Genomic DNA, 24,471 nt, shown 5'->3' on the forward strand with positions numbered 1-24,471 from the left:
TCATGCCGACGAACACCGCAGCCTGGCTGCCAGCACCCCGCGCGGACCTCGTCGTCGGTCCCGCTGCGATGCACGAACCCGGCCCGGGCGAACTCCTCATCCGGAACCGTGCGGTCGCGGTGAATCCGCTCGACGACGTCAAGCAGCAGACCGGGAACCTCATGTACCGGTGGCTCCCCTCGCCCGCCGTGCTCGGTGAGGACGTCGCGGGCGAGGTCGTGTCCGTCGGGCCGGACGTCCGTCGCTTCGCCGTGGGCGACCGGGTCGTCGCGTACGCGGTCGGCATGGAGCGCGGTCGGCGCCATGACGCCGAGGGCGGGTTCCAGCTGTTCACCGTCGTGCGGGCGGACCTCGCTGCCCCGATCCCGGACGGTCTGCGAGACGAGGACGCCGTCGTCCTGCCGCTCGGGATCTCCACGGCCGCGACCGCCCTCTTCCAACGCGACCACCTCGCGCTCCTCCACCCCTCGGAGCACCCCACTCCCACCGGGACGACCGTCGTCGTCTGGGGCGGCGCCACGAGCGTCGGGAGCAACGCCATCCAGCTCGCTGTCGCCTCCGGCCACCGGGTCGTGACCACCGCCTCGCCGCACAACCACGACCGGATGCGCGAGCTCGGTGCCGACATCGTGCTCGACTACCGCAGCCCGACCGTCGTGGCGGATCTGGTCAACGCCCTCCGTGGTTCCTCGGTCGTCGGCGTGCTCGCCGTCGGGACCGGCTCCGCAGAACCCGCCGTCGCCGTCGCCGCCGCCACCGGTGCGCGCCGCGTCGCACTCGCGAGCCCGTCGGTGTCGTTCGGGTCACTGCCTCGTCGGGCCGGCCCGAGTCTGACGTTCGTCCGCACCATGACCCGGCTCGTGGCGGCCAACGTCGCGCTCCAGATCCGTGCCCGTCGGGCGGGGATCTCGGCGCGGTACGTGTGGGGCAGCTCCCTCATGACCAACGAGGTCGGGCCGATGCTGTGGGAGGACTACCTGCCGGGCGCGCTCGCAGGCGGACGACACGTCTGCGCGCCAGCCCCCGAGGTGGTCGGCGAAGGCCTCGAAGCGATCCAGCCGGCCCTCGACCGACTCCACGGCGGCGTCTCAGCCCGCAAGCTCGTCGTGCGGTTGTGAGGCGCGGGACCGTGGCGCTCAGCCCTCACACCTCCCAGACCGAGCGGTAGCTCCGCTCGGCGAGGAGCCCCGACAGCTCCGCGTGCACGCTCATCGTCTTGGCGAGACCGCGTCTCACACCTCCCAGACCGAGCGGTAGCTCCGCTCGGCGAGGAGCGCCGACAGCTCCGCATGCACGCTCATCGTCTTCGCGAGACGTTCGGCGCGGTCCGCCTTCAGCGCCTCGGGACGCTCCCAGTCCCGCTCCGACAGGTAGGCCGTGTACGGGTTGATGACGCACTTGAAGTCCAGCATGAGCGACTGCCCGAGCGTGGCGGTGGCCATGTAGCTGTGCGGCAGGCCGGCGGCGCAGACGAAGGTCACGACCTTGTCGAACCAGGCGGCGACCCTGCCGTCCTCACCGGTTGCGCCGGTCGCCTCGATGAGCGACTTCACCGTTGCGGCCGGTGCCCAGTTGTAGACCGGGAAGGCGAGGACGACGCCGTCCGCAGCAGTGATCAACGCATGCAGCCGACGGAACGCAGGGCTCTCGAAGACCCGGTCGTTGTCGAACGGCGGCAGTTCCATCTCGGCCAGATCGATGACGGAGGAGTCATGACCTTGCTCGCGCAGCAGCTCGCTGCTCGCCGAAGCGAGGGTCCGGCTCCGACTCGCCGGATCAAGGCTGCAGGAGATCACGGGCAGGTTCAAGGCGGCCATCCCTCTACGCTAACCCGCCTGCCCATGCTCCGACCGCGGCGGGTGTGCGAGGGTGGAGCAGGCTCTCGCCGCAGTCACTCAGTGAAGCCGACCGCCGTCTGGTCCGTCACGCCGCCAGGCGCGGCATGCATTGCACGCAGACCTCGCAGGGTCTAGACTCAACCCTTGTGGAGCGTGGACCTCGAACCGATCCAACGTTGGTTGACGTCTCTCGACTCGGATTCCTACGAGCAGGTCATCGCCGCGATCGAGCTACTTGAGGAGCGCGGCCCGCAACTGGGTCGTCCGATCGTAGACACGGTGAAGGCCTCCAGACACAAGAACATGAAAGAGCTGCGGCCAGGCTCGTCAGGGCGATCCGAACTGAGGATACTGTTCGCCTTCGATCCCAGTCGGCAGGCGATTCTGCTCGTGGCCGGCGACAAAGCCGGCAACTGGAAGACCTGGTACACGAAGAACATTCCTGTCGCAGACGACTTGTTCGACGCCCACGTACAACGAATGAAGTCCCAAGGAGAGTGAGCATCATGGCTCTGACACGTGAGCAGCTTCTCGCGGAGCGCCCTGTCGACCGCGAACGCGTGGATGCCCACAAAACCCGGATGCTTGGTGAAATCCGAGCGCATCAGCTGCGGGAGCTGCGTGAAGCAATGGGTCTGACGCAGATTCAGCTTGCCGAGCGCATCGGTGTCGGACAGCGCCAGGTCTCCAAGATCGAGCATGGAGACCTCGACAACGCGAAGATCGGCACGATCCGGAAGTACCTCGAGGCCGTCGGCGGCGGCTTGGTCATCGAGTACGTCTCTGGCGACCAGCGCGTCCAGGTCGCCTAACGGAGGAGGCCCCAGCGCTTCGCCTCCCAATCGCCGTAACCGGCGACACCCCACGGTGGGCCCGGCGGGTCTGCAAGGGTGGAGCATGCTCTCGACGCAGTCCCTCAGTGAAGCCGACCGCCGTCTCGTCGCCTCGTGGGCCGCCAATTGCGCCGAACGGGTACTGCCGCTGTTCGAAGCCGAGGCCCCGGACGACGATCGTCCACGCGACGCGATCGCCCGTGCGCGGGCGTTCGCAGCCGGTGACCTCGACACCGCCGGGGAGATCCGCCGACGCTTCGTCGCCAACCGAGCGTCGCAGGTGGTGTCCTCACCCGCAGCCAAAGCCGCCGCGTGGTCGGCCGGGCAGGCAGCAGGTGTCGCGCACATGGGAGCCCACGCGCTCGGCGCCGCCGCCTACGCGGCGAAAGCCGCCGAGCTGCATCAGGCCGGAGCCGGCGCGGCCGAGATCGCCTGGCAGCTCGACCACCTGAGCGACGCGGTCCGGTCGGCACTCCGCCTCCTGCCGGCACTCGGCACCGATCCGTCCGGGCCGCTCGGCTCCGGACTGCTGGCCTCGGGGGTGCTCGGCGACAACATCCGAGCCATCCAGAACGGCTTGCGCCGACGTCCCCGCCGCCCGGACGTCACGACACTCGAGCTGGTCGGAGGCCCCGAGCCGGTCCGGGTCGAGCTGCACGACGCCGACCCGGAGTGGCCCGAACGGTACCGGGAGCACCGGCAGCGGATCATCGACGCCCTCGGAACGAGCGCGGGCGGGTCCAGTGCCGTCGCGATCGAGCACATCGGCTCGACCTCGGTGCCCGGACTCGCGGCGAAGCCGATCGTCGACATCGTGGTCGCCGTGGAGGACATCACGGCGGATGAGGACTACCTCGACCCCCTGCTGGCCGCCGGCTACGTGCTGCGCGTCCGTGAGCCCCGCCATCGGATGGTGCGGACGCCGGAGCGCGACGTCCACGTGCACCTCTACGAGCAGGGCGCACCGGAGATCGACGAGTACCTCCTCCTCCGCGACCACCTGCGTTCCGACGCCGACGACCGCGCGCTGTACGAGCGCACCAAGCGGGAGCTGCTCGGGAGGTCCTGGGACGACATGAACGACTACGCCGACGCGAAGACCGAGGTTATCCTCGCGATCAAGGCGCGGGCGCGGGCAGCACTGAACCGCTGAGTCGCCTGAATCTGCACGAATTCGGCGCGGTTTCGGACCATTCCGGGCGACTCAGGGACGTGCGGCCGCACGCACCGGCGGGATGACGACACCGGTGAGGACCGCCGCCGTCTTGACGCCGACACAGAGGCTGATGAAGACCGTCAGCGCCGCCGTGACCGCTGAGCCCTCGAGCGTCGCGAGGGAGACCAGCCCGACGGTGCCCGGCACGAGCATGAGCAGGGCCGGCTGGAACGTGACGTTGGACGGCACCGCCGCCGAGTACCGCTCGACGATGCGAGCGACGACGAACACGAGCCCGGCGGTGAGCCCCGTCGCGACCGCGTTCCCCACGAGCGGGGCGAACAGGACGATGCCCGCGTAGGTCAGCGCCATCACACAGATGGTCAGCAGCGTCAGGGAGCGGCCCGAACCGAACGCGATCCCGATCCCGGCCGCGAGCATCACGACGCCGATCCACGTGAACCACAGCGGCGGGACCGACTCCCACCCGACGAGGTCCGAGCTCCCGCGGACCACCTGACCGACGAGCGCCGTCGAGTCGGGGTCGATCGACAGGCCGGTGAGCAGCGCCCCGGCCGAGATCCCCGCCGCCATGAAGGCGAGCACGATGAGCCCGTACATCAGGCGTGCCGAGCCCGTCACGATGTCCGTCGCGGTCAACTCCAGCAGGGCGTTGGTGATAAGCGCGCCGGGCACGAGGATCGCGATCGGCGCGCAGACGGCGAACAGCGGCACGGGGCCGAGATCCATCGCCGATGCGAGCGTCCCGACGAGCGTCGTCGAGACGAACGCCGTCACGAACGGGGCGATCGCGACCGCTCCCCGCCACCGCGCCAGCAGGGTGATGACGAGGCCGACGAAGGCACCGACGAGCATGGATGCGACGATCGCCCACCATGGGCAGCGGAACAGCAGTGCGAGCCCTCCCGCGAGCAGCAGGTTCCCGACCACCCAGTGCATCGACGCATGCGGGCGCGGCGTCTCCCGGATCGACTGGATACGGGCCGGCAGATCACCGACCGGCCAGTGTCCGAGCTCGAGTTCGCGCATGAGCCGGTTCGCCCGCGCCGCGCCCCGGAACGACAGCTCGCAGTGCGTGTTGCCGGCCGCGAGCACCGCGCCGGTGCGCACGTCGTTCACGATGATGAGCTGCGGCAGCACCGAGAAGGCCAGGCCCTCGTCGCCCGATGCGACCGTGGCGCGCTCCAGGGAGTCGCGGACGTCGGTGACGGAGGTGCCGGCATCGAGGAGCAGGCAGCCGAGCGCACTGTAGGCGTGCGCAGCGGTTCTGCGGTGCTCATCGGTCGCGGCGTCATCACTCATCCCGCCAACGGTACGCGAGATTCGAGGGGTGCCCGCGGCTGCCGTGCGCCTCAGCGGCGGTTGCGGAGGGCGACGGCTCCTGCCACACCGAAGTACAGGCCGGCGAGGATCGGGACGATGACGATCCACCAGAAATGGAAGCCGAAGTCGCCGTGGGCGTTCGCGATGGCGACCGGGATGAGCGCCACCCCGAGTACGACTCCCACGATGCCGATGCCGAGCGCGAGTCGGGGTCTTCCCGGAGTGAACGAGGCCATGGGGACACGCTATGCCCGCGGAGCCCCTGGACCTCGGGGGATATCCCCTGCGCTCGCGCGGCGCAAGCGCTTGTCCGGCCGCCGACACGCTGGCATCGTCGCTGTCACGTCGCGCGCGCGGCGTTGAGCGCCGAGGAGGCAGCATGGCAGACGTACGAGTGGGTGACCGCGTGTCGTGGGGCACCTCGCAGGGGCGGACGCAGGGGAAGGTCGTCGAGCGGAAGACCGCGGACTTCCAGTTCGACGACCAGCACTTCACGGCGTCGAAGGACGAGCCCGCGTTCATCGTGGAGTCCGAGAAGACCGGCGCGAAGGCCGCACATAAGGGCTCCGCGCTACGCGTCCTGAAATCCTGAGGCCCGGACCGCGGTCGTCCGGATGTCCGGGCGTACGCGGCGCACTCCGGCTGGGCGTAGCGTTGGCGCATGACCGTCGTGATCGCCTTCCTGGCCAACGTCATCGTCGCCATCGCCAAGTCCATCGTCGCCGCGCTCACCGGGTCGGCGTCGATGCTGGCTGAGGCCGCGCACTCGTGGGCCGACGCGGGGAACGAGATCTTCCTCCTCATCGCCGACAAACGGGCCGACAAGCAACGCGACGCCGCACATCCGCTCGGCTATGGCCGTGACGCGTACATCTTCTCGCTGTTCGCCGCCTTCGGGATCTTCACCGTCGGTGCGGTCGTCTCGATCCAGCACGGTATCCAGAGCCTCACCGCACCGGAGGCGATGGAGAACTACGCCCTCAGCTACCTCGTGTTGGGCGTCGCCTTCCTCCTGGAGGGGTTCTCCTTCACCCAGTCGATCCTCGAGGGTCGGCGCACGGCGAAGAAGTACGGCCGCGGCTTCTTCGACTACATCGTGAACGGCTCCAACACGACGCTCCGCTCGGTGTTCTTCGAGGACTCCGCAGCACTGCTCGGCCTCATCATCGCCGGGGCCGGCATCGGCCTCCACCAGGTGACCGGCGACCCGGTGTGGGATGCGATCGGCTCGATCGCGATCGGCGTCCTGCTCGGCGGGGTCGCGCTGCTGCTCATCAACCGCAACCGGCGCTATCTCCTCGGGGCCTCGCCGAGCCCCGCCTACCGCGCGCAGACGATCACCGCGCTCCTGACGCACCCGGAGATCGAGCGGGTCACGGCGCTGTACCTCGAGTTCAGCGGGCCGGAACGCCTCTTCCTCGTCGCGTCGGTCGACCTCGTCGGCGACGACCGCGAGAACGACGTCGCGCGTCAGCTCCGCCGACTCGAAGGCGACCTCGAGCAGGACGACCTCATCGGCAAGGCCGTGCTCACGCTCTCGGTGAGCGACGAGCCGTCGATCACCGTCTGAGCCTTGACCTGCCCAAAACTGCTCGAAATTCTTGGATTTCCGTGCAGTGTCGGGCGACTCAGTGCCGGCTCACGCCATGCAGGGAGCCCACTCCTGGTTGGACAGTTCCCGCTGCTCGTTCTCGGTCTGCAGGAGCCAACCGGTCTTCGTCGCGCCTCGGTACTGTCCGCTCACGAGGTCGGCACACCAGGAGCGACCGTCGAAGGCCCACCGGACGAAACTCGCCTCGCTCCCCTTGCGCAGGAGCGGGCGTTCGCGTTCTACCTGACTCATGTGTTCCATCTCGACCGTGGCTGACATATCTTCCAACCGTATCGAGGAACGTCTCCGGTGAACAGACTGCTTGCGTTTCGCGGCCGGTTGACCGAAAATACCCGGTCGCGCCCGGAAGCGGCGTCCTTCGAGACGCTCGGAGATCGGGTGCAGCGGTGGTTCAGCCCACGAACACGCGGAGCGCCTCGTCGCTGAGCGCCCGGTCGGCGAACACGAGGCGCACGGCATCGGGATCCGGGTTGCCCGCGTCGGGGCCACGCCAGACGACCTCCAACCCCGCGCGTTCGGCAGCCCGTCGTGATCCCTCGTTGTGCTCCAGGAGGAACGCCACCACGGGCAGATCCGGTGCCGACGCCGATGCGGCGGCTCGCGCGGCCGCGATGAGCTCCTGCGCGTATCCGCGCCCCCACGCCGCGGGCGCCAGGCGGTAGTAGAGGTTCCAGGCGACCCCGCCACGCAGGCTCGGGCCACCGATGCCGACCAACGCACCCGTCGAGGTGTCGCGCGCCACCCACACGTCGAGACGGTTCGCCTCCCAGCCGGCCTGGTACCGCTCGATGAGCTCACGGGTCTCGGCGAGCGCCGTGTGTCGGGCGGACGGCAGGTGCGTCCAGACCGCGGGGTCGGCATGGAGCTCGTGGAGCTCCGGCAGATCGCGCTCGGTGGGACGCGTGAGCGTCAGTCGTTCCGTCAGGGTCGGCGGCGCGTCGGTCATGCCTTCCATTCTGCTCTCTGGTCGGCGGCTGCCCCACTCGATACCCTGAGCCCATGGCTTCGAAGAACGAACCGATCTCGGCGCGCGCGTGCGCGATCCTCAGTATCGCCATCGCCGCGTTCTCCATCTACCTCGTCGCCGCGACGGCGAGAGACGGCGGGTCATGGACGTTCTCGGTGCTCGCCTGCTTCGTGCCGCTGCTGTTCGCCGCCCAGGGCATCAGGATGAGTCGCCAACCCGGCGCCCGCTGGCCCACCTTCAGCCTCATCGGGTCGATCGTCGGCGCAGCACTCGGACTCGTGTCGTTCGCCGCGTTCGCCTGGTTGCTCGTGCGCTCCTGAGTGCAGCGACGCAGCGCGGCCTCGCCGCGTAGAGTCGTCCCCAGCACCGACGGAGGAGGGCCATGCGACTGCACGTCGAGGAACGCGGGCACGGCCCGATCCGAATCGCCCTCATCCACGGGTTCCTGGCCGACGGAGCCGCCTGGACCGACGTCGTCGCAGCGTCCGACCCGGAGCGGTACACGTTCCTGCTCGTCGACCTGCGCGGTCACGGCTCCAGCCCACGCGCCGATCGGACCCGGGGCGAGCGCTACGACATCGCCTCACTCGCGGCCGACCTCGTCGACACGCTGCCGACCGGCCTCGACGCGATCGTGGGCCACTCCCTCGGCGGGCGGCTCCTCATCGACATCGTGGGGCCGCTCCACCCGGCGCACGCGATCTACCTCGATCCCGGGTTCGGGCTGAAACTCCCCGGTCGCGGTCTCGGAGCCCGCCTGTTCTGGGCGATCCCAGGACTGCCGCGGCTCTTGGCCTGGCTGTACGACCGCACGGACCCCGCGACGGGGCCCGCGAACGTCGCGCTCGCCGAGGCCGCGCATGCCGCGTGGGACCGGTCGATGATCGCGGAGGTGCTGCAGGACGTCGCAGCGAACCCGGTCACGCCGTCGGCACCGATCGTCCCCTCGACGCTGGTGCTGTCGGACGACGCGAAGCTCGTCCTTCCGAGAGCCGACGTCGAGCGCTACGAACGGTTCGGCTGGACCGTCACGCGGTTCCCGGGGATCCGCCACGACATGGCGGCGCTCGACGGGGCACGGACCTTCGAGGTGATCCAGGCCTCGCTCTGAGCCGGCCCAGGGACCGAAACCAACCAAGCCGCCTTCCTCGGTCACTGAGCTTGTCGAAGTGCACACGGAGGACACCCCCTTCGACAGGCTCAGGGACCGGGTGGGTCGCTCAGGGACCGGGTGGGTCGCTCAGGGACCAGGTGGGTCGCCCAGGGACCAGGTGGGTCACTCAGCGACCTGGTGAGACGGGGTGCCTGTGCAGAGTGCTGATATCGCGCGCACATTCCTGCATGATGCACATTCTGCTGCGGGCGAGCCGTCAGTAACGTTGCCGCCACCCGCACCGCTCCCTCCCCCACTTCTGGAGACCAGCATGGCTCGCATGGCACACGCAGACGACTTCGCCCTGTCCCGCGTCCGTCCCGACGCACAGAAGCCCTGGTTCGGCATCGCCGTCCAACGCTTCGGACAGGTGTCGGCCCTGTCCCAGTTCCTCCTCGGCGCCACCCTCGGCTACAGCATGACCTTCGGCGAGGCGTTCCTCGCTCTGCTCCTCGGCTCGATCATCCTCGAGGTGATCATGTGCATCGTCGGCATCATCGGCCAGAAGGAGGGCCTCAACACCGCCCTCCTCGCCCGCTGGACCGGCTTCGGCGAGATCGGCGCGTCACTCGTCGGACTCGCGATCGGCATCAGCCTCATCGGTTGGTTCGGCATCCAGAGCGCCATCTCCGCCGAGTCGCTCGACGCCCTCCTCCCCGGCTTCATGCCGGTGTGGGCCTGGAGCCTCATCTTCGGTCTCGCCGTCACCGCCATCGTCGCCTACGGGTTCAAGGGCATGCAGTGGCTCGCGAACATCACCGTCCCGCTGTTCCTGATCCTCGTCGGCTGGTCGATCATCAGCGAACTCACCCAGCACGACTTCATGGAACTCGTCACCGGCCCGGCACCCGGCCCCACCATGAGCGTCTGGGCCGGCACGGGCATCGTCGCGGGCGGTCTCATCGTCGGCGCCATCATCACCGCCGACATGACCCGCTTCAACCGGTCCCGCGCCGATGTCATCAAGCAGACCGTCGTCGGCGTCTCGCTCGGTGAGTTCGTCATCGGCCTCTCCGGGGTCCTGCTCGCCCACGCCGCAGCGTCGGGCAACGTCGTCGCGATCGTCACGTCGTCGGTCGGGCTCATCGGCCTCATCATCGTCATCACCGGGACGCTCAAGATCAACGACTGGAACCTGTACTCGTCGACGCTCGGGCTGGTCAACTTCATCTCGACCGCGTTCGGCAAGAACCTCAACCGCGTGACCACCACCATCGTGCTCGGTGTGGTCGGTTCCATCCTCGCGGCGGTCGGCATCCTCGGGCAGTTCTCCGGCTTCCTCATCATCCTCGGCGTCGCCTTCCCGCCCATCGCCGGCATCATGGTCGCCGAGTACTTCATCGTGAAGCGCTGGCGCGGCGAGCTCGACGAGACCCGCGCCTCGGGCCGCCTGCCCACGACCGCGCCGCGCATCGTTCCGGCGACCATCATCATCTGGGCTGGGTCCGCGATCACCGGGTACTTCGTCACCTGGGGCATCCCAGCCGTCCTGTCGCTCATCCTCTCGATGGTGCTGTACATCGCGGCGGGCAAGCTCGGCCTGGTCCGCGGTGTCGGCGTCGCCCACACCTCGCAGATCGCCGCACCCGAGCAGGCGGACGCCACCTCCCCCGCCACGAACTGACCCGGCGCCCGGCGCACCGTTCCACCGCACACCGCTCCACCGCACCAACAGAAAGCGAACCCCTCATATGCACATCGGTATCGATGTCGGCGGCACCAACACCGACGCCGTGCTCATGGACGGCACCACCACCCTGGCGGCCGTGAAGCACGCGACCACCCCGGACGTGACCGACGGGATCGTCCAGGCGATCGGCGAACTGCGCAGCGGCCACCACTTCGACGGCGAGCAGATCACCGCGGTGATGATCGGCACGACGCACTTCATCAACGCCCTCGTGCAGGCCAAGCGGCTCGCACCCACCGCGGCACTGCGGCTCGGGCTCCCGGCGACCCGCGCGTTGCCGCCGCTCGTCGACTGGCCGGCGGAGCTCGTCGAGGCGATCAGTGCACGCAGCTACCTCGCGCATGGCGGCTACGAGTTCGACGGACGCCCCATCTCGCCGATCGACCCCGACGAGCTGCGGGCACACGCCGAGGACATGCGTGTCAACGGCATCCGCTCCGTCGCGATCTCCTCCGTCTTCAGCCCCGTCAACCACGACCTCGAGGTCGAGGCGGCGCGGATCGTCGGCGAGGTCCTCGGCCCGGACGTGGCCATCTCGCTCTCGCACGAGATCGGGCGCATCGGCCTCCTGGAGCGCGAGAACGCGACGATCATCAACGCAGCCCTGCGCGAGCTCGCCTCGGAGATCGTCGACGGGCTGACCGCCGCCGTCCGGAAGCAGGGCATCGAGGCGCCCATCTTCCTCAGCCAGAACGACGGCACCCTCATGGACGAGGACTACGTGCGCCTCTACCCCGTCGCGACGTTTGCCTCCGGCCCCACCAACTCGATGCGAGGGGCGGCACTCACGAGCGGACTCGCAACCTGCGCGGTCGTCGACATCGGCGGCACCACGGCGGACATCGGCCTGCTCATCAACGGCTTCCCCCGCGAGACGGCGAACGAGGTCAAGGTCGCCGGGATCCGTACCAACTTCCGCATGCCCGACGTCCTGTCCATCGGCATCGGCGGCGGCAGCATCGTCGACGAGGAGACCGCCGAGGTCGGCCCGGCATCCGTCGGGTACAAGCTCATGACCGAGGCCCTCGTCTTCGGCGGCAGCACCCTCACGGCGACGGACATCGCCGTGGCCGCCGGTCGCGCGTCGATCGGTGACGCCTCGAAGGTCGCCCACCTCGACCCGGTCTTCGTGGAGCGCGTCCTCGAGCGGATCGGCGAACGCATCGCCGAGGCCGTCGACCGCATGCGCACCTCTCCAGAGCCGATCCCCGTGGTGGCGGTCGGCGGCGGGTCGATCCTGCTCTCAGACGAACTCCCCATCTTCGGCGCCGTCCACCGGCCCGACAACTACGCCGTGGCGAACGCCATCGGTGCTTCCATCGCGCAGGTCGGGGGCGAGATCGACAAGGTCTACGCCATCGAACCCGGCCGACGCGAGGAGGCGATCGCCGAGGTCCGTGCCGAGGCGATCGACAAGGCGATCGCGGCCGGCGCCTCCCCCGCGTCGGTCGCGATCGTCGATTTCGACGAGGTCCCGATCCCCTATCTCCCCGGGAACGCCACGCGCATCCGGGTGAAGGCCGTCGGCGACCTCGACATGGGAGGCCTCCGATGAGCTGGACCATCTCGGCCGAGCTCATTCCCGGCCTCGCCCGCGGTGCGGCCGTCCTCGGGACCGGCGGCGGCGGCGACCCGTACATCGGCGCGCTCCTCGCCGCGCAGGCACTCCGCGAGCACGGCGACGTCACCGTCGTCACCCTCGACGAGGTCCCCGACGACGCGCTCGTCCTCACCGTCGCGATGATGGGCGCCCCGACCGTCATGGTCGAGAAGCTGCCGAGCCTCACCGAGGTCGTCGCACCGGTCCACGCCCTCAGTGCTTCTCTCGGTCGCCCGGTCACGCACATCGCGTGCGCCGAGGTCGGCGGTGTGAACTCGACCATCCCGATCGCCGCAGCCGCAGCGCTCGGACTCCCCCTCATCGACGCCGACGGGATGGGGCGGGCCTTCCCCGAGCTGCAGATGGTGCTCCCGACCCTGTACGGCATCGACGCCTCCCCGCTCGCGTTCAGCGACGAGAAGGGCAACACCGGCGTCCTCACGACCGTCGACAACAGCTGGACCGAACGCATCGCCCGCGTGGCCTGTGTCGAGATGGGCTGCTCGGTCATGATCTCCGGCTTCCCGATGTCCGGCGCGCAGGCCCGCGAGGCGCTCGTCGCCGACTCGCTGTCGCTGTGCCGCGAGATCGGCGACGGCATCGAGGCGGCCCGAGCCGAGAAGGCCGACCCCGTGGAGCGGACCGTGCAGCTGCTCGGCGGTCGCGAACTGTTCTCCGGCAAGGTCGTCGACGTCGAGCGCGCGACCACCACCGGGTTCGCCCGCGGTCGCGCCCGGATCGACGGCGTCGACGCGAGCCTCGAGCTGTCGTTCCAGAACGAGCACCTCATGGCCGCGCTCGACGGCGTCACCCTCGTGACCACGCCCGACCTCATCATGGTGCTCGAGCACGACTCCGGCGAGCCCATCACTACCGAGGGGCTCCGCTACGGACAGCGTGTCCGCGTGATCTCGGCACCGAGCGACGACCGCTGGCACAGTCCTGAGGCGCTGGCGATGGTCGGGCCGGGGTACTTCGGGTACGAGGTGCCCTCGCACCGCTTCGACGGCACGGCCGAGACGCCTGCGCCGGACGCGCCGGAGGTCGCCGCATGAGCTGGACGGTGACCGCGGACGACCTGCCCGACCTCGCTCGAGGCGCCACCCTTCTCGGGACCGGCGGCGGAGGTGACCCGTACATCGGCATGATGCTCGTGAAGCAGGTGCTCGGCGACCGCTCCATCACGATCCTCGACCCCGACGACCTCGCCGACGACCTCTTCGTCATCCCCACTGCGCAGATGGGCGCTCCAACGGTCATGGTCGAGAAGATCCCGGCCGGGTTCGAACCGACGCTCGCCCTGCGGACACTGGAGGAGCACCTCGGGCGCACCGCCGACGCGACCATGCCGATCGAGTGCGGTGGCATCAACTCGATGATCCCGCTCATCGTGGCCGCCGAGACCGGGCTGCCGGTCGTCGACGCCGACGGCATGGGCCGGGCCTTCCCGGAGCTCTCCATGGAGACCTTCGCGGTGTACGGCGTGCACGGTTCGCCGCTCGCCATCGCCGGGGAACGCGGCGAGCGCGTGATCATCGACACCGGCGACGACGACCGACAGATGGAGTGGTTGGCGCGCGGCATCGCGATCCGCCTCGGCGGCGTCGCGCACATCGCCGAGTACGCGATGACCGGGGCGGACGTGCGCCGCACCGCGGTGCCGCGGACGATCTCGATGGCTCTGGCCCTCGGCCGGGCGATCCGGGTCGCGCGCGAGGAGCACCGTTCGCCGTTCGCCGCCATCGCCGACACGCTGTCCACGACGCTCTACTCCCACGTGCGGGAGCTGTTCGTCGGGAAGGTGGCCGACGTGGAGCGTCGCACCACCGAGGGCTTCGCCAAGGGCACGGCCGTCATCTGGTCGGCCGACCCGTCGAGCTCCGAACGCCTCGAGATCTCGTTCCAGAACGAGAACCTCATCGCCCGGTGGAACGGAGAGGTCGTCGCGATCGTGCCGGACCTCATCTGCATCGTCGACCACGAGACCGCCGAGCCGATCACCACGGAGGGCCTCCGCTACGGCCAACGCGTGCGGGTCCTCGGGATCTCGACGCCGGCACTCATGCGCACGCCCGACGCACTGCGCGCCTTCGGGCCGACCGCGTTCGGGCTGACGGAGCCGTTCGTCCCGGTCGAGGGCGAGGCAGCGGCTGCGGAAGCCGCGGATGCGTTCGCAGCTGGTCAGGCGGTCCGAGCCTAGGCTGAGGGCATGCCGACCCTCCTCGAGCGCGATCGCCTCCCCGCCCTGGCGACGGGGTTCGCGATCCTGGGCTCGGGAGGTGGCGGCGCGACGACGATGCTCGAGCTGGCGCTCCGCGACGAGCGTGCCTGGCCGTTCGACCTCCACAGCGTCGACGACCTCGACCCGGAGACCCCGTGTCTCGCCGTCGGCTTCGTCGGTTCCACGATGCTGCTCAGCGAGCGCCTGCCCGGCACGGATCCGTTCGGGCGGCTGATCGGGGCCGCGGAGCGCTGGCTCGGACACCGCATCCCGGCCATCTGTTCGTTGGAGGGTGGCGGGGTCAACGGGCTCACCCCCTTCGCGTTCGCCGCGGGGCGGACCATCGTCGACGCTGATCTGACCGGACGTGCCGTCCCCTCGCTCGACCAGATGTCGATCCTCGTGGACGAGGTCCCGGGCATCGTCGTCACCTGCGACACCGGTGCCGGCGGGGTCGCCCTCGTCGAGACCGAGCGGGCCCTCGACATCGAACGCGTCGTCCGCGCGGCGATCGTGCAAGCCGGCGGCAGTGGCGGCATGGTGTTCGCGGGCTTCACCGTCGGCGACCTCCGCGCGCACGCCATCGTCGGGAACGCCGCCCGGGCACTCGAGCTGGGCGGTGCGTTCCTCGCGCGGATCGACGGCCCGCTGACCGCCCTGGCCGAGTCGCTGGGTGGACGGCTCCTCGCGGAGGGACGGATCAGCAGCATCGAGCCGGACTCCCGCGACCCGCACGTGCTCACCTTCGGGATCGACGGGAGCAGTGGCGCGCTGCACCGTCTCGTCGCACGCTCCGAGACGCTCGCGTTCATGACCGACGGACGACTCGAAGCCGCCGCGCCGGACCTGATCGTCGTAGTCGACGCCGTCTCGCGGGACATCCTCGAGGTCACCGCGATCTCGATGGCGAGACACGTCGCCGTCATCCGGGTCGACGGTCCGGACTGGTGGTCCGGCTCCCCGGAGCGACTCCGCCACGTGCTCCCGTCCGCCTACGGCCTGGACGAGCTCGACGAGGTCCGAACCGACGAGGTCCCGGCATGAGCGATCGCCTGCAGTTGGGTGCGCTCCTCGTCCACCCCGACAACGGCGGCGTGCGGCTCATCGCCGGCCCGGCCGACGCCAACTGGGCCGGCGTCGTGGTCGAGACGAACGAGGCGGCCCTCCCCGAGGACGGCGCCGGACGACTGGCCGTGGTGACCGGAGCCCCACCCACGAGGCCGTGGCAGCAGGACGCACTCGTCCGTCGCACCCGGGATCGTGGCTTCCTCGCCCTGGCGATCCCGGAGGCCGACGGCTTCGGCGCGGGGACGCGCGCGCTCGCCGACCGACTCGGCTTCTCACTCCTGCACGTCGACCGACCGATGCTGCTCGCGAAAGCGTGCTGGCAGCTCGTCGAGGCACGGGACTCCCTGACCCTCGGGTACGTCCGCAAGGTCGCGCAGTCCATCGAGTACCACGCCGAGGGCCTGGCCGACCTGCTCCGCCACCTCTCGACGAGCATCGGCCACGGGATCGCCCTCATCGACAGCGAGGGGGTCCTGCTCGAGGCCGGCGGGCGGTTGCCGTCCGAGGTACACGCGGCGATCGACTTCGGCCCCTGGGTCGACCTGACGAAGGCCGGGCGCGGCGCGGCGGCATCGGTCCGGGTGGACAGCCCGAGCCGGGAGGGCCTCCGGGTCGCGTTCTTCGGGGACGGACTCGACGACCGACAGCTGAGTGCGCTCGCGGTCGCCGCCGAAGTCGCCATGCCCGCCGTCGCGGCGCGGATCCTCATCGACGAGGTCGCCGAGGTCAGTGACGCGTCCGTGTCGTCCGGCGTCCTGCGGGACTTCGTGGACCTCCGCGGCCGCCCCGACCCGGACGTCGAACGCCGCATGCTCGAGCGGGGCTGGCGGACGACCGGCTACCACCTCGCGTTCCGCATCGTCGGCCGGAGCCGGGTGGACGCCCTACAACTCCTCCGCTTCGTCACCGGCGCGCTCGGGCGGATCGCCGTGGACTCCCACGCGACGACGAGCGGCCGCGGGGTGAGCGGTTGGCTGACCTTCGGCGAACCGCCGGAGCCACCGCAGGTCGAGCGGTACATCGCCGCCCTCCGCGACCTGCACGCGGAGGCGCGGCGCTCGTTCAACGTCGCGACGGCCGTCGGGTCGCTGGCGAGCGGATCGGCGGGCTTGACGTCGTCACTCGGCGAGGCGTCCGACGCGGTGCGCATCGCCGCGAACCGGTCGACGACGGGCTGGTTCGTGCGGGTGGACGGCCTCGGCCTGGAACAGCTCCTGCTCGCCTGGACCGGCAACGACACCTTCGTCCCGGCGGCGCGGTCGCTCCTCGCACCGTTGCAGACCGGCAACGGTGAACTGCTGACGACGCTGTCCGCCTACCTCGACCACGAGTCCGCGGTCGCGCCGACGGCCGCCGCACTCGGACTGCACCGCAACACCGTCGCGACGCGGATCACCCGCGCGCAGGAGCTCCTCGGCGTCGACATGGCGGACCCGGAGGTGCGCCTCGCGCTCCACCTCGCCTGCCGCGCCGTGCGGTGAGTGAAGCGCTGAAGCACCCTGGTCACTGAGCTTGTCGAAGTGCGCCCTTCGACAAGCTGAGGGACCGAAAACCGTTCGACACACCTTCCCCGGTCACTGAGCCGCCCCCGGTCACTGAGCCTGTCGAAGTACACACGGACAACCCCGCCCTTCGACAAGCTCAGGGACCGGAAAGGGAGCTCAGGGACCGAAAACCGTTCGAGATACCTTCCCCGGTCACTGAGCCTGTCGAAGTGCACACGGACAACCCCGCCCTTCGACAAGCTCAGGGACCGGAAAGGGAGCTCAGGGACCGAAACCCGTTCGAGACACCTTCCCCGGTCACTGAGCCTGTCGAAGTGCACACGGACAACCCCGCCCTTCGACAAGCTCAGGGACCGGAAAGGAAGCTGAGGGACCGAAAACCGTTCGAGACACCTTCCCCGGTCACTGAGCCTGTCGAAGTGCACACGGACAACCCCGCCCTTCGACAAGCTCAGGGACCGGAAAGGAAACTCAGGGACCGGAAAGGAAACTCAGGGACCGGAAAGGGAGCTCAGGGACCGGAAGGGGACCTCAGCGGCTCAGACCGCCGTCGCGGTGAACTGCATCCGCGGGTTCGCGTAGAACTCCTGCGCCTCGACGAGCTGCAGCTCCCGCTGGCCCGAGCGGTACGTGAGCTCGACGAGGTCGAACACACTCGACGCCGTGCGCTCCAGGGCGAGCTTCGCGTCGCGGGTCTCGCCGTAGTGTGCGGCGAACAGGGCGGCCGTGACGTCGCCGGAACCGTTCGCCTTGAACGGCAGCAACGGCGTCTGGACGATCCACCGACCGGCGTCGTCCACGACGAGCATCTCGATCGTCTCGGGGTCGCGGTCGGGACGCTCGACGCTCGTCACCAGGACGACCGACGGGCCCATCGCGCGCGCCAGTTCGACCGACGCCAACGTGGACTCGAGCGAAGCGGGCTCGGTGCCCGTGAGGAAGCCCAGCTCGAACTGGTTCGGCGTGATGATGTCGGCGTTCGGCACGACGCGGTCGCGCAGCAGGTCGGGGATCTCCGGGGCGACGAAGCACCCGGACTTCGCGTTGCCCATGACCGGATCGCACGCGTACAGCGCGTCGGGGTTCGCCGCCTTGACCCGCTGCACCGCGTCCACGACGACGTCTCCGATGCCGACGCCGCCCTGGTAGCCCGAGAGCACGACGTCGATCTGCGGGAACGCACCGCGCTCCTCGACACCGGTGATGACCTCGCCGACCTGCTCGGGCGAGATGAGCGGCCCGCGCCACGCGCCGTACCCGGTGTGGTTCGAGAAGTTCACCGTGTTGACCGGGATCACCTCGACGCCGATGCGCTGGAGGGGGAACACGGCCGCGGAGTTGCCGACGTGCCCGTAGGCCACGGCTGACTGGATGGAGAGGATCTTCACGATGTCGCAATCACGATGGGGAGGCCGCCGCGGACACTGCGTTCGTGGCGGGCATGGACGGTGCCTGCAAGGACTCAACGATACTCTTCCGCCGCCTACAGAACCCACGTGCCGCGTCAACCCGTGAGCGGGATCCCCCTCGTCCGCGTCTCCGCTCCTATGCTGATCGGATGACGACTCCTGAGAGCACGACCACGCCGAGCGACACCACGGCGACCAAGACCGCCGCCGTCATCTACAACCCCGTGAAGGTCGACCTCGACGCACTCCGGGAGTCGGTCGACCGCTCCGCCGCCGACGCGGGCTGGGGCGAGTCGCTCTGGTTCGAGACGAGCATCGACGACGTCGGCCAGGGCGTCACCGCCGAGGCGATCGCCGCGAAGGTCGACCTCGTCATCGCGGCCGGCGGCGACGGCACGGTCCGCGCTGTCTCAGAGGCCTTGCGGGGCAGCGGGATCCCCCTCGCGCTCCTCCCCTCCGGCACCGGCAACCTGCTCGCCCGCAACCTGAGTCTCACCCTGAACGACCTCCCGGGCTCCGTCGTCACGGCGTTCACCGGCGACGACAAGCCCATCGACCTCGGCGTCATCGATATCGAGCGTGCCGACCACTCCCGCGACCGCCACGTGTTCGTCGTCATGGCCGGCATGGGGATCGACGCGAAGATGATCAAGAACACCGACGACGACCTCAAGGCGAAGGCCGGTTGGGCCGCCTACGTCGACGCGATCGTGAAGTCGCTGCGCGACCCCGACGAACTGCACCTGCGGTTCCGCATCGACGACGAGCCGCAGACCCGCGCGACCGTCCACACCGTCATCATCGGCAACTGCGGTTCGCTGCCGGCCAACATCCTGCTGCTGCCGGACGCGGTCGTCGACGACGGCCTGTTCGACCTCATGTTCATGCGCCCCGGCGGGATCCTCGGGTGGATCCGCATCTGGGCGAAGGTCGCCTGGGTGAACGGCGTCCTCCGTCGCACGAAGGCGGGCAAGGCCCTCGCCGGCAAGCAGAAGGACGAAGGCGACCTCCGGTACGGCACCGCGAAGCGCTTCGTCGCCCGCATGTCGAAGCCGGAGGAGATCGAACTCGACGGCGACGGCTTCGGCAAGGCCGTCGCGATCAACGCCTGGATCGAGCCGGGTGCCCTCACCGTCCGCGTTCCGGCTGCGGCGGAGGAGCCGGCCGGCCGGTGACACCCGTCTCGGTACCGGTCGCGCGTCGCGCCTGATGCAGGGCGCTGTCGCGGAGCGGGTCGAGCGCTGATTCGAGCGCCCAGGCCGCGGCGTCGGCGATCGCGGAGACGTCGCGACCGTGCCACCGGGCGAGGGTCGCCCAGGCCGCCGGACTGTCGAGGTGCGTCAGGCGGGCGATGACGACGGCACGCACACCCGACTCCAGCCCGACGGCTTCCGCGTCGACCAGGGACGCGATGCGCCGCGCCTGCGCCGGGAGACCGCCGTGCGAGGTGCGCGTCGAGGCCTCCGCGGCGAGGTGCGCGAGCTCGTGGCGTTCACCGAAACGGAGCATCGATTCGCGGATGACGAGCGGCAGCTCGAACACGGACGACGAGTCCGACGGGGCGAAGACCTCATCGGCGAGATGACGGGCAAGGCTCGTCACCAGGTCGAACCTCGTCGGGAAGTACCGCGCGATCGTGCGCTCACCGAGCCCGGACCTCCTGGCGATGAGCTTGTACGAGACGTCGTCGGAGCCGAGCTCTTCGATGAGCTCGATGAAGGTGGTGAGGATCAGCTCCGTGGTGCGCGGATTCCGCTCGTCGTGGCGGTCGCCGAGAGGGTCCATCGGCTCGGGGACGGCATCGGACATGGTGAGCTCGACGGTCGAAGTGGTTCCGGGCACGACCCCGCCGTCCGCATCCACGACGGTGGCACCGAGACGCAGCGAAGCGAGGGTGGTGTCGAGGACGGCGTCGAACACCGCGGCGCTGCTCGCGCCGTCGAAGTCGAACGCCGAGCGCATGCGCGCCCAGTGCGTCGGTCCTGCTGCGAGCAGGAGCGACGCCACCCCGCGGCGCCGGTCCACCGAGGACAGGCCAGGGGCGACCCGCAGGAACAGGCGGTCGAGTTCCGTGGCGAGCACCGTCGTCCCGTTGCGGGCGTCCTGGGCGCCCACCGGCGCCATCGTCTCGGCGCGGGCGAGCAGAGCGGCTTGCCCCGGTGCTTCGTCGTAGGCACGGAACGCCGACCGGACCGCGGCGCGCAGCCCGGCGATGCTGTGGAACCTCGGCGGCTCGAAGCCGTGTTGCGAGATCCACGCGGCGAGGCGCTCCAGCAGGTGCTCTCGCGTGGGGAACTGTCGGAAGACCGTGCGCTCGGACACGCCGGCCTGTGCACCGAGCTGGCCGTAGCCGATGTCGTCGAACGGGTGTTCGCGAAGGAGGTCTGCGGCGGCCTGCAGGATCGCTTCGGCGGAGCTCGATCCGATCGACGGCTCGACGGCCGTCACGCCCGGCTCCTGCGTCGCGGTGGGTCCGCCGGCAGGACGTACCGGCCTGAACGGTCGAGGGCGAGCGCGAGCGACGAGATGTACTGGACGCCACCATCGGGCGCGCGCTCCGCCGAACGCAGCATGTCTGGCCGCTCGAAGAGGTACCCGGTGACGTGGCAGCGGAGCCGCTCGACCGATGCGGTGCCGTCGCGGTCGTAGCGTGGGATGTCGATGCCGTCGTCACTCCGACGCAGGGCGAACCGGCCGCGCGTGAGGATCGCCATGAGCGGTGTGACGACGACCGCGACACCGATCGCGACGAGCACCGAGTACGGTGCCACGGCATGCCCGAGCGCACCGAAGTACACCGCCATCGACAGGGCGGTCGCGAGGAGGAACGACACCATTCCTACAGGATTCCACGAGTAGAGCATTCCGCGGCGGAATTCGGGCGTCGCCGGCGAGAGCCGGAGGAGACGTCGGTTGACGGTGAGGTCCACCGCGACGGTGACGAGCCACGCCAGTGAGAAGTGCGCCGAGAATCCGAGCACCGTCGTCAACAGCGTGAAGACGTCGAACTGCATGAGCAGGAGCGCGATGCCGACGTTCACGACGACGAACGCCGCCCGACCCGGGTACCGCCGGAACAGGCGCGTGGTCACGTTCGTGAGCGCGAGCGAGCCGGAGTACGCGTTCGTGACGTTGATCTTGATCTGGGCCAGGATCACGAGCAGCAGGGCGAGCACGACGGCTACCCAGCGCGGCATGATCGTCTCGTACACGCCGAGGAACTGCCTGATCGGTTCGGTCGCCAACGAGCCGAGGGTCGGATCCACCACGGAGACGAGGTAGACCGCGAGGAAGACGCCGATGAGCTGCTTCACGCCGCTGAAGATCACCCAGCCGGGGCCGGCGAGCACGAAGGAGGTGCGCCAGCCCCGCTTCGTCGCAGCGGTTCGGGGCGGCATCAGCCGGAGATAGTCGATCTGCTCCGCCAGCTGCGGGATGAGGGCGAAACAGACGCTCGCGCTCAGGACGACGGACGCCGGGTCGAGGAGCGACCCTCCGGACGGACCACCGTCGCTCCCGGGGAACTCGAGGAAGGTGGAGACCGCTCCGGGGTCGGCGAGGACGAGGATCCCGACCGGGAGCAGCGCGAGGCCCAACCACAGCGGGGTCGTCCACCGCTGCACGCGCTCGAGTGCGCGCATGCCGTAGATCACGATCGGGATGACGACGATCGTCGCGATGAGGTACCCGATCGGGAGCGGGATCCCGATCCCCACGGACAGCCCCTGCGCCATGATGGCGCCCTCGAGGGCGAAGAAGATGATCGTGAACGACGCGAACACCGCGTTCGTGATCACCGAGCCCGCGTACCCGAAACCGGCGCCCCTGGTGATGAGGTCGAGGTCGAGGTTGAACCGCGCGGCGTGACGGGCGATCGGGTACCCGATGATGAAGATGAGCACCGAGGCGAGCAGGATCCCGACGATCGCGTTGAGCGCGCCGTGCGCGAGGCCGATCCCGGCGCCGATGGAGAAGTCGGCGAGGAACGCGATGCTCCCGAGCGCGGTGGCCCCGACCGCGCCCGCTGACCATCGGCGGAAGCTGCGGGGCACGTAGCGGAGCGCGTAGTCCTCGAGTCCGTCCTCCGTCGCGAAGCGGGCCGGGCCGGTCTGGGCGCGTGGCGGTCTCGACGTCGTCATGTCGCCTCCACCCTCGTCGTCAGCGAGCCGTCCGGAACGGTCCTGCCACCGGACGCGCCGCTGCCAGGACCGAACGCGTCGATCCTGGCAGAGGCACGTTTCAGACTGATTTCGGCTGCGCCGGCAGGACGTACCGACCGGTCCGATCGGTGGCGAGCGCGAGCGACGAGATGTACTGCGGCTCGCCGCCGGGGCCGTCCTCGGCCGAGCGCACCATGTCGGGACGCTCGAACGAGAGGCCGGTCACGTGACACCGCAGCAGCTCTCCGGACGGGTTGCCGTCGGCGTCGAACATCGGCAGGTCGATGCCGTCGTCCGTGCGTCGCAGGTAGAACCGCCCCTTGGTGATGATCGCCATGAGCGGCGTCGCGATGCAGGCGATCATGACGGCGAAGATCGGCGAGTACGGCTGCACGGCCGGCCCGAAGGCACCGAAGAACACCGCGATCGACACCCCGGCGGACAGGGCGAGGGACACCACACCGACCGGGTTCCAGGCGTACAGCATGCCTCGGCGGAACTCCGGCCGCTTCGGCGAGAGCTTCAGCACGTACTTGTTGATCGCGATGTCGGTCGCGACCGTCACGATCCACGCCATCGCGCAGTTCGCGTAGAACCCGAGGATGGTGTTCAGGAAGTCGAACATGTTCAGCTCCATCAGCAGCAGCGCGATCGCGAGGTTCACGATCACGAACACCATCCGCCCCGGGTAGGTCTTCGTGACCCGGGTGAACGAGTTCGTCCAGGCGAGGGATCCGGAGTAGGCGTTCGTCACGTTGATCTTCACCTGCGAGATGACGACGAGGACGACCGCGAGCGTCAGGGCGAGCCAGCCGGGCATCATCTGCTCGTACACGCCGAGGAACTGGTGGACGGGCTCGTTCGCCGTCGCGGCCGCGGCCGGGTCGAGCGTGGCGATGAGGTACACGGTGATGAAGAGACCGATGGCCTGCTTGAGCGCGCCGAACACGACCCAGCCGGGGCCGGCGATGATGACGGCACGCCACCAGGACACGCGGTTCTCGCGGGTCTTCGGCGGCATGAAGCGCAGGTAGTCGATCTGCTCCGCGATCTGCGCGATGAGTGACAGGCAGACACCGGCGGCGAGCATGACCGACGCGAGGCTGAGTCCGCCGTCACCGTTCTCGCCCTGGTAGGCGAAGAAGTCGCCCACCGAGTCGGGGTGCGTTGCGATCAGGTAGCCGAAGGGGATGACCATGAGGACGAGCCAGAGCGGTGTCGTCCACACCTGCACCTTCGACAGCACCTTCATGCCGTAGATGACGAGGGGGATGACGATGAGCGTCGAGAGCGCGTACCCGATCTGTCTCGGGATGCCGAGGCCGAGTTCCAGGCCCTGCGCCATGATCGAGCCCTCGAGCGCGAAGAAGATGAAGGTGAAGGTCGCGAAGATCACGTTGGTGATGATGGAGCCGGAGTAGCCGAAGCCCGAGCCGCGGGTGATGAGGTCGAGGTCGATGTTGTACCGCGCGGCGTAGTACGCCAGCGGGAGGCCCGTGACGAAGATGACGAGGGCGGCGACGGCGATCCCGAGCAGCGCGTTGGTGGTGCCGTGCGCCATGCCGATGTTGGCGCCGATCGAGAAGTCGGCGAGGTAGGCGATGCCGCCGAGGGCGCTCGTCGCGACGACACCCGCTCCCCACTTGCGGTAGCTGCGCGGCGCGAACCGGAGGGTGTAGTCCTCCAGGCTCTCCTTCGTGGCCGAGATCGCGGCGCCCTGGGCGGCCACGTCTGGCTGGTTCGGATCGGTCGGTTCGGACGGTGGTGCGACATCAAGGCGGCTGGACATGGGTCTCCGATCGGCGGTGCGGCGGATGGGGAGTGGTGGTTGGAACGCTTGGAGCCATCGTGTGGGTGTGGCATTGCTCTGACATTTCGCAGATGTCACAGTCTCGTTAACTCCTCGCGCGGAAAC

The 24,471-nt window shown here is 69.5% G+C and carries 24 protein-coding genes; 15 read left to right on the plus strand and 9 right to left on the minus strand.

What is annotated here, in order from left to right; translation table 11 throughout:
* The first annotated feature begins 2 nt into the window (after positions 1 to 2).
* Complete coding sequence (locus tag ACZZZB_RS09145; protein WP_463529507.1) at positions 3 to 1,118, plus strand: zinc-binding alcohol dehydrogenase family protein; 1,116 nt, start codon at positions 3 to 5, stop codon at positions 1,116 to 1,118.
* Between the two features lie 114 nt (positions 1,119 to 1,232).
* Here ACZZZB_RS09145 and ACZZZB_RS09150 read toward each other — a convergent pair whose 3' ends face one another.
* Positions 1,233 to 1,817, minus strand: coding sequence for an NADPH-dependent FMN reductase (locus tag ACZZZB_RS09150; protein ID WP_192018993.1), 585 nt, complete (start codon positions 1,815 to 1,817; stop codon positions 1,233 to 1,235).
* A gap of 174 nt (positions 1,818 to 1,991) precedes the next feature.
* Here ACZZZB_RS09150 and ACZZZB_RS09155 point away from each other — a divergent pair, with 174 nt between their 5' ends.
* The 3 genes from ACZZZB_RS09155 (at position 1,992) to ACZZZB_RS09165 (ending at position 3,824) form a co-directional block, all read left to right on the plus strand.
* A complete protein-coding gene (locus ACZZZB_RS09155; protein ID WP_371742765.1) occupies positions 1,992 to 2,339 on the plus strand; it encodes a type II toxin-antitoxin system RelE/ParE family toxin in 348 nt (115 codons plus the stop codon).
* Positions 2,340 to 2,344: 5 nt separating this feature from the next.
* Positions 2,345 to 2,650: a helix-turn-helix domain-containing protein gene (locus ACZZZB_RS09160; protein ID WP_071261530.1), complete on the plus strand. Its 306-nt coding sequence runs from the start codon at positions 2,345 to 2,347 to the stop codon at positions 2,648 to 2,650.
* An 85-nt stretch (positions 2,651 to 2,735) separates the two neighbouring features.
* The gene (locus ACZZZB_RS09165; protein ID WP_463529508.1) at positions 2,736 to 3,824 is read left to right on the plus strand and encodes a GrpB family protein; all 1,089 of its coding nucleotides are present in this window, start codon (positions 2,736 to 2,738) and stop codon (positions 3,822 to 3,824) included.
* A 51-nt stretch (positions 3,825 to 3,875) separates the two neighbouring features.
* On the opposite strand, the gene ACZZZB_RS09170 is transcribed toward ACZZZB_RS09165, so the two are convergent.
* Complete coding sequence (locus ACZZZB_RS09170; protein WP_463529509.1) at positions 3,876 to 5,150, minus strand: threonine/serine exporter family protein; 1,275 nt, start codon at positions 5,148 to 5,150, stop codon at positions 3,876 to 3,878.
* 50 nt (positions 5,151 to 5,200) lie between these two features.
* A complete protein-coding gene (locus ACZZZB_RS09175) occupies positions 5,201 to 5,407 on the minus strand; it encodes a hypothetical protein (RefSeq protein ID WP_191940085.1) in 207 nt (68 codons plus the stop codon).
* 143 nt (positions 5,408 to 5,550) lie between these two features.
* Here ACZZZB_RS09175 and ACZZZB_RS09180 point away from each other — a divergent pair, with 143 nt between their 5' ends.
* Both ACZZZB_RS09180 and ACZZZB_RS09185 read left to right on the plus strand, forming a co-directional pair.
* Positions 5,551 to 5,763: a hypervirulence associated TUDOR domain-containing protein gene (locus tag ACZZZB_RS09180; protein WP_191940084.1), complete on the plus strand. Its 213-nt coding sequence runs from the start codon at positions 5,551 to 5,553 to the stop codon at positions 5,761 to 5,763.
* 69 nt (positions 5,764 to 5,832) lie between these two features.
* A complete protein-coding gene (locus ACZZZB_RS09185) occupies positions 5,833 to 6,741 on the plus strand; it encodes a cation diffusion facilitator family transporter (RefSeq protein WP_137242748.1) in 909 nt (302 codons plus the stop codon).
* Between the two features lie 69 nt (positions 6,742 to 6,810).
* Here ACZZZB_RS09185 and ACZZZB_RS09190 read toward each other — a convergent pair whose 3' ends face one another.
* Complete coding sequence (locus ACZZZB_RS09190) at positions 6,811 to 7,014, minus strand: hypothetical protein (protein WP_124768057.1); 204 nt, start codon at positions 7,012 to 7,014, stop codon at positions 6,811 to 6,813.
* 160 nt (positions 7,015 to 7,174) lie between these two features.
* Entirely contained in the window at positions 7,175 to 7,729 is a 555-nt protein-coding gene (locus tag ACZZZB_RS09195; protein WP_192018989.1) for a GNAT family N-acetyltransferase, read from the minus strand.
* A gap of 53 nt (positions 7,730 to 7,782) precedes the next feature.
* Between ACZZZB_RS09195 and ACZZZB_RS09200 the strand changes: the two genes are divergently transcribed.
* The 8 genes from ACZZZB_RS09200 to ACZZZB_RS09235 all read left to right on the plus strand — a co-directional run bounded on the left by ACZZZB_RS09200 (position 7,783) and on the right by ACZZZB_RS09235 (position 16,963).
* On the plus strand, positions 7,783 to 8,070 hold the full coding sequence (locus ACZZZB_RS09200) for a hypothetical protein (RefSeq protein ID WP_463529510.1): 288 nt from the start codon (positions 7,783 to 7,785) through the stop codon (positions 8,068 to 8,070).
* Positions 8,071 to 8,132: 62 nt separating this feature from the next.
* Complete coding sequence (locus ACZZZB_RS09205) at positions 8,133 to 8,861, plus strand: alpha/beta hydrolase (RefSeq protein WP_192018987.1); 729 nt, start codon at positions 8,133 to 8,135, stop codon at positions 8,859 to 8,861.
* A gap of 313 nt (positions 8,862 to 9,174) precedes the next feature.
* Positions 9,175 to 10,527 carry a purine-cytosine permease family protein gene (locus ACZZZB_RS09210; protein ID WP_463529511.1) on the plus strand — a complete coding sequence of 451 codons (1,353 nt, stop codon included), beginning with the start codon at positions 9,175 to 9,177 and terminating at the stop codon, positions 10,525 to 10,527.
* 67 nt (positions 10,528 to 10,594) lie between these two features.
* Positions 10,595 to 12,148 carry a hydantoinase/oxoprolinase N-terminal domain-containing protein gene (locus ACZZZB_RS09215; protein WP_159876842.1) on the plus strand — a complete coding sequence of 518 codons (1,554 nt, stop codon included), beginning with the start codon at positions 10,595 to 10,597 and terminating at the stop codon, positions 12,146 to 12,148.
* A complete protein-coding gene (locus tag ACZZZB_RS09220; RefSeq protein ID WP_124768045.1) occupies positions 12,145 to 13,248 on the plus strand; it encodes a DUF917 domain-containing protein in 1,104 nt (367 codons plus the stop codon). The genes ACZZZB_RS09215 and ACZZZB_RS09220 overlap by 4 nt, the downstream gene beginning before the upstream one ends.
* Positions 13,245 to 14,393 carry a DUF917 domain-containing protein gene (locus tag ACZZZB_RS09225; protein WP_463529512.1) on the plus strand — a complete coding sequence of 383 codons (1,149 nt, stop codon included), beginning with the start codon at positions 13,245 to 13,247 and terminating at the stop codon, positions 14,391 to 14,393. Before ACZZZB_RS09220 ends, ACZZZB_RS09225 begins: the two co-directional genes overlap by 4 nt.
* 9 nt (positions 14,394 to 14,402) lie before the next feature.
* Positions 14,403 to 15,458, plus strand: coding sequence for a DUF917 domain-containing protein (locus ACZZZB_RS09230; protein WP_229940035.1), 1,056 nt, complete (start codon positions 14,403 to 14,405; stop codon positions 15,456 to 15,458).
* Positions 15,455 to 16,963, plus strand: a complete 1,509-nt coding sequence (locus ACZZZB_RS09235) for a PucR family transcriptional regulator (RefSeq protein ID WP_229940036.1) — start codon at positions 15,455 to 15,457, stop codon at positions 16,961 to 16,963. The genes ACZZZB_RS09230 and ACZZZB_RS09235 overlap by 4 nt, the downstream gene beginning before the upstream one ends.
* A gap of 563 nt (positions 16,964 to 17,526) precedes the next feature.
* On the opposite strand, the gene pdxY is transcribed toward ACZZZB_RS09235, so the two are convergent.
* Positions 17,527 to 18,375: a pyridoxal kinase PdxY gene (pdxY, locus tag ACZZZB_RS09240; protein ID WP_229940037.1), complete on the minus strand. Its 849-nt coding sequence runs from the start codon at positions 18,373 to 18,375 to the stop codon at positions 17,527 to 17,529.
* A 170-nt stretch (positions 18,376 to 18,545) separates the two neighbouring features.
* Here pdxY and ACZZZB_RS09245 point away from each other — a divergent pair, with 170 nt between their 5' ends.
* Positions 18,546 to 19,571, plus strand: coding sequence for a diacylglycerol/lipid kinase family protein (locus ACZZZB_RS09245; protein ID WP_229940038.1), 1,026 nt, complete (start codon positions 18,546 to 18,548; stop codon positions 19,569 to 19,571).
* Here ACZZZB_RS09245 and ACZZZB_RS09250 read toward each other — a convergent pair.
* From ACZZZB_RS09250 to ACZZZB_RS09260, 3 genes are all read right to left on the minus strand, one after another.
* On the minus strand, positions 19,525 to 20,844 hold the full coding sequence (locus ACZZZB_RS09250) for a TetR/AcrR family transcriptional regulator (RefSeq protein ID WP_229940039.1): 1,320 nt from the start codon (positions 20,842 to 20,844) through the stop codon (positions 19,525 to 19,527). The genes ACZZZB_RS09245 and ACZZZB_RS09250 overlap by 47 nt on opposite strands.
* Complete coding sequence (locus ACZZZB_RS09255; RefSeq protein WP_194643115.1) at positions 20,841 to 22,535, minus strand: purine-cytosine permease family protein; 1,695 nt, start codon at positions 22,533 to 22,535, stop codon at positions 20,841 to 20,843. The genes ACZZZB_RS09250 and ACZZZB_RS09255 overlap by 4 nt, the downstream gene beginning before the upstream one ends.
* Before the next feature lie 100 nt (positions 22,536 to 22,635).
* Positions 22,636 to 24,345, minus strand: coding sequence for a purine-cytosine permease family protein (locus ACZZZB_RS09260; protein WP_191940071.1), 1,710 nt, complete (start codon positions 24,343 to 24,345; stop codon positions 22,636 to 22,638).
* Positions 24,346 to 24,471 lie beyond the last annotated feature (126 nt).

Source organism: Plantibacter sp. AC185 (assembly GCF_979258065.1).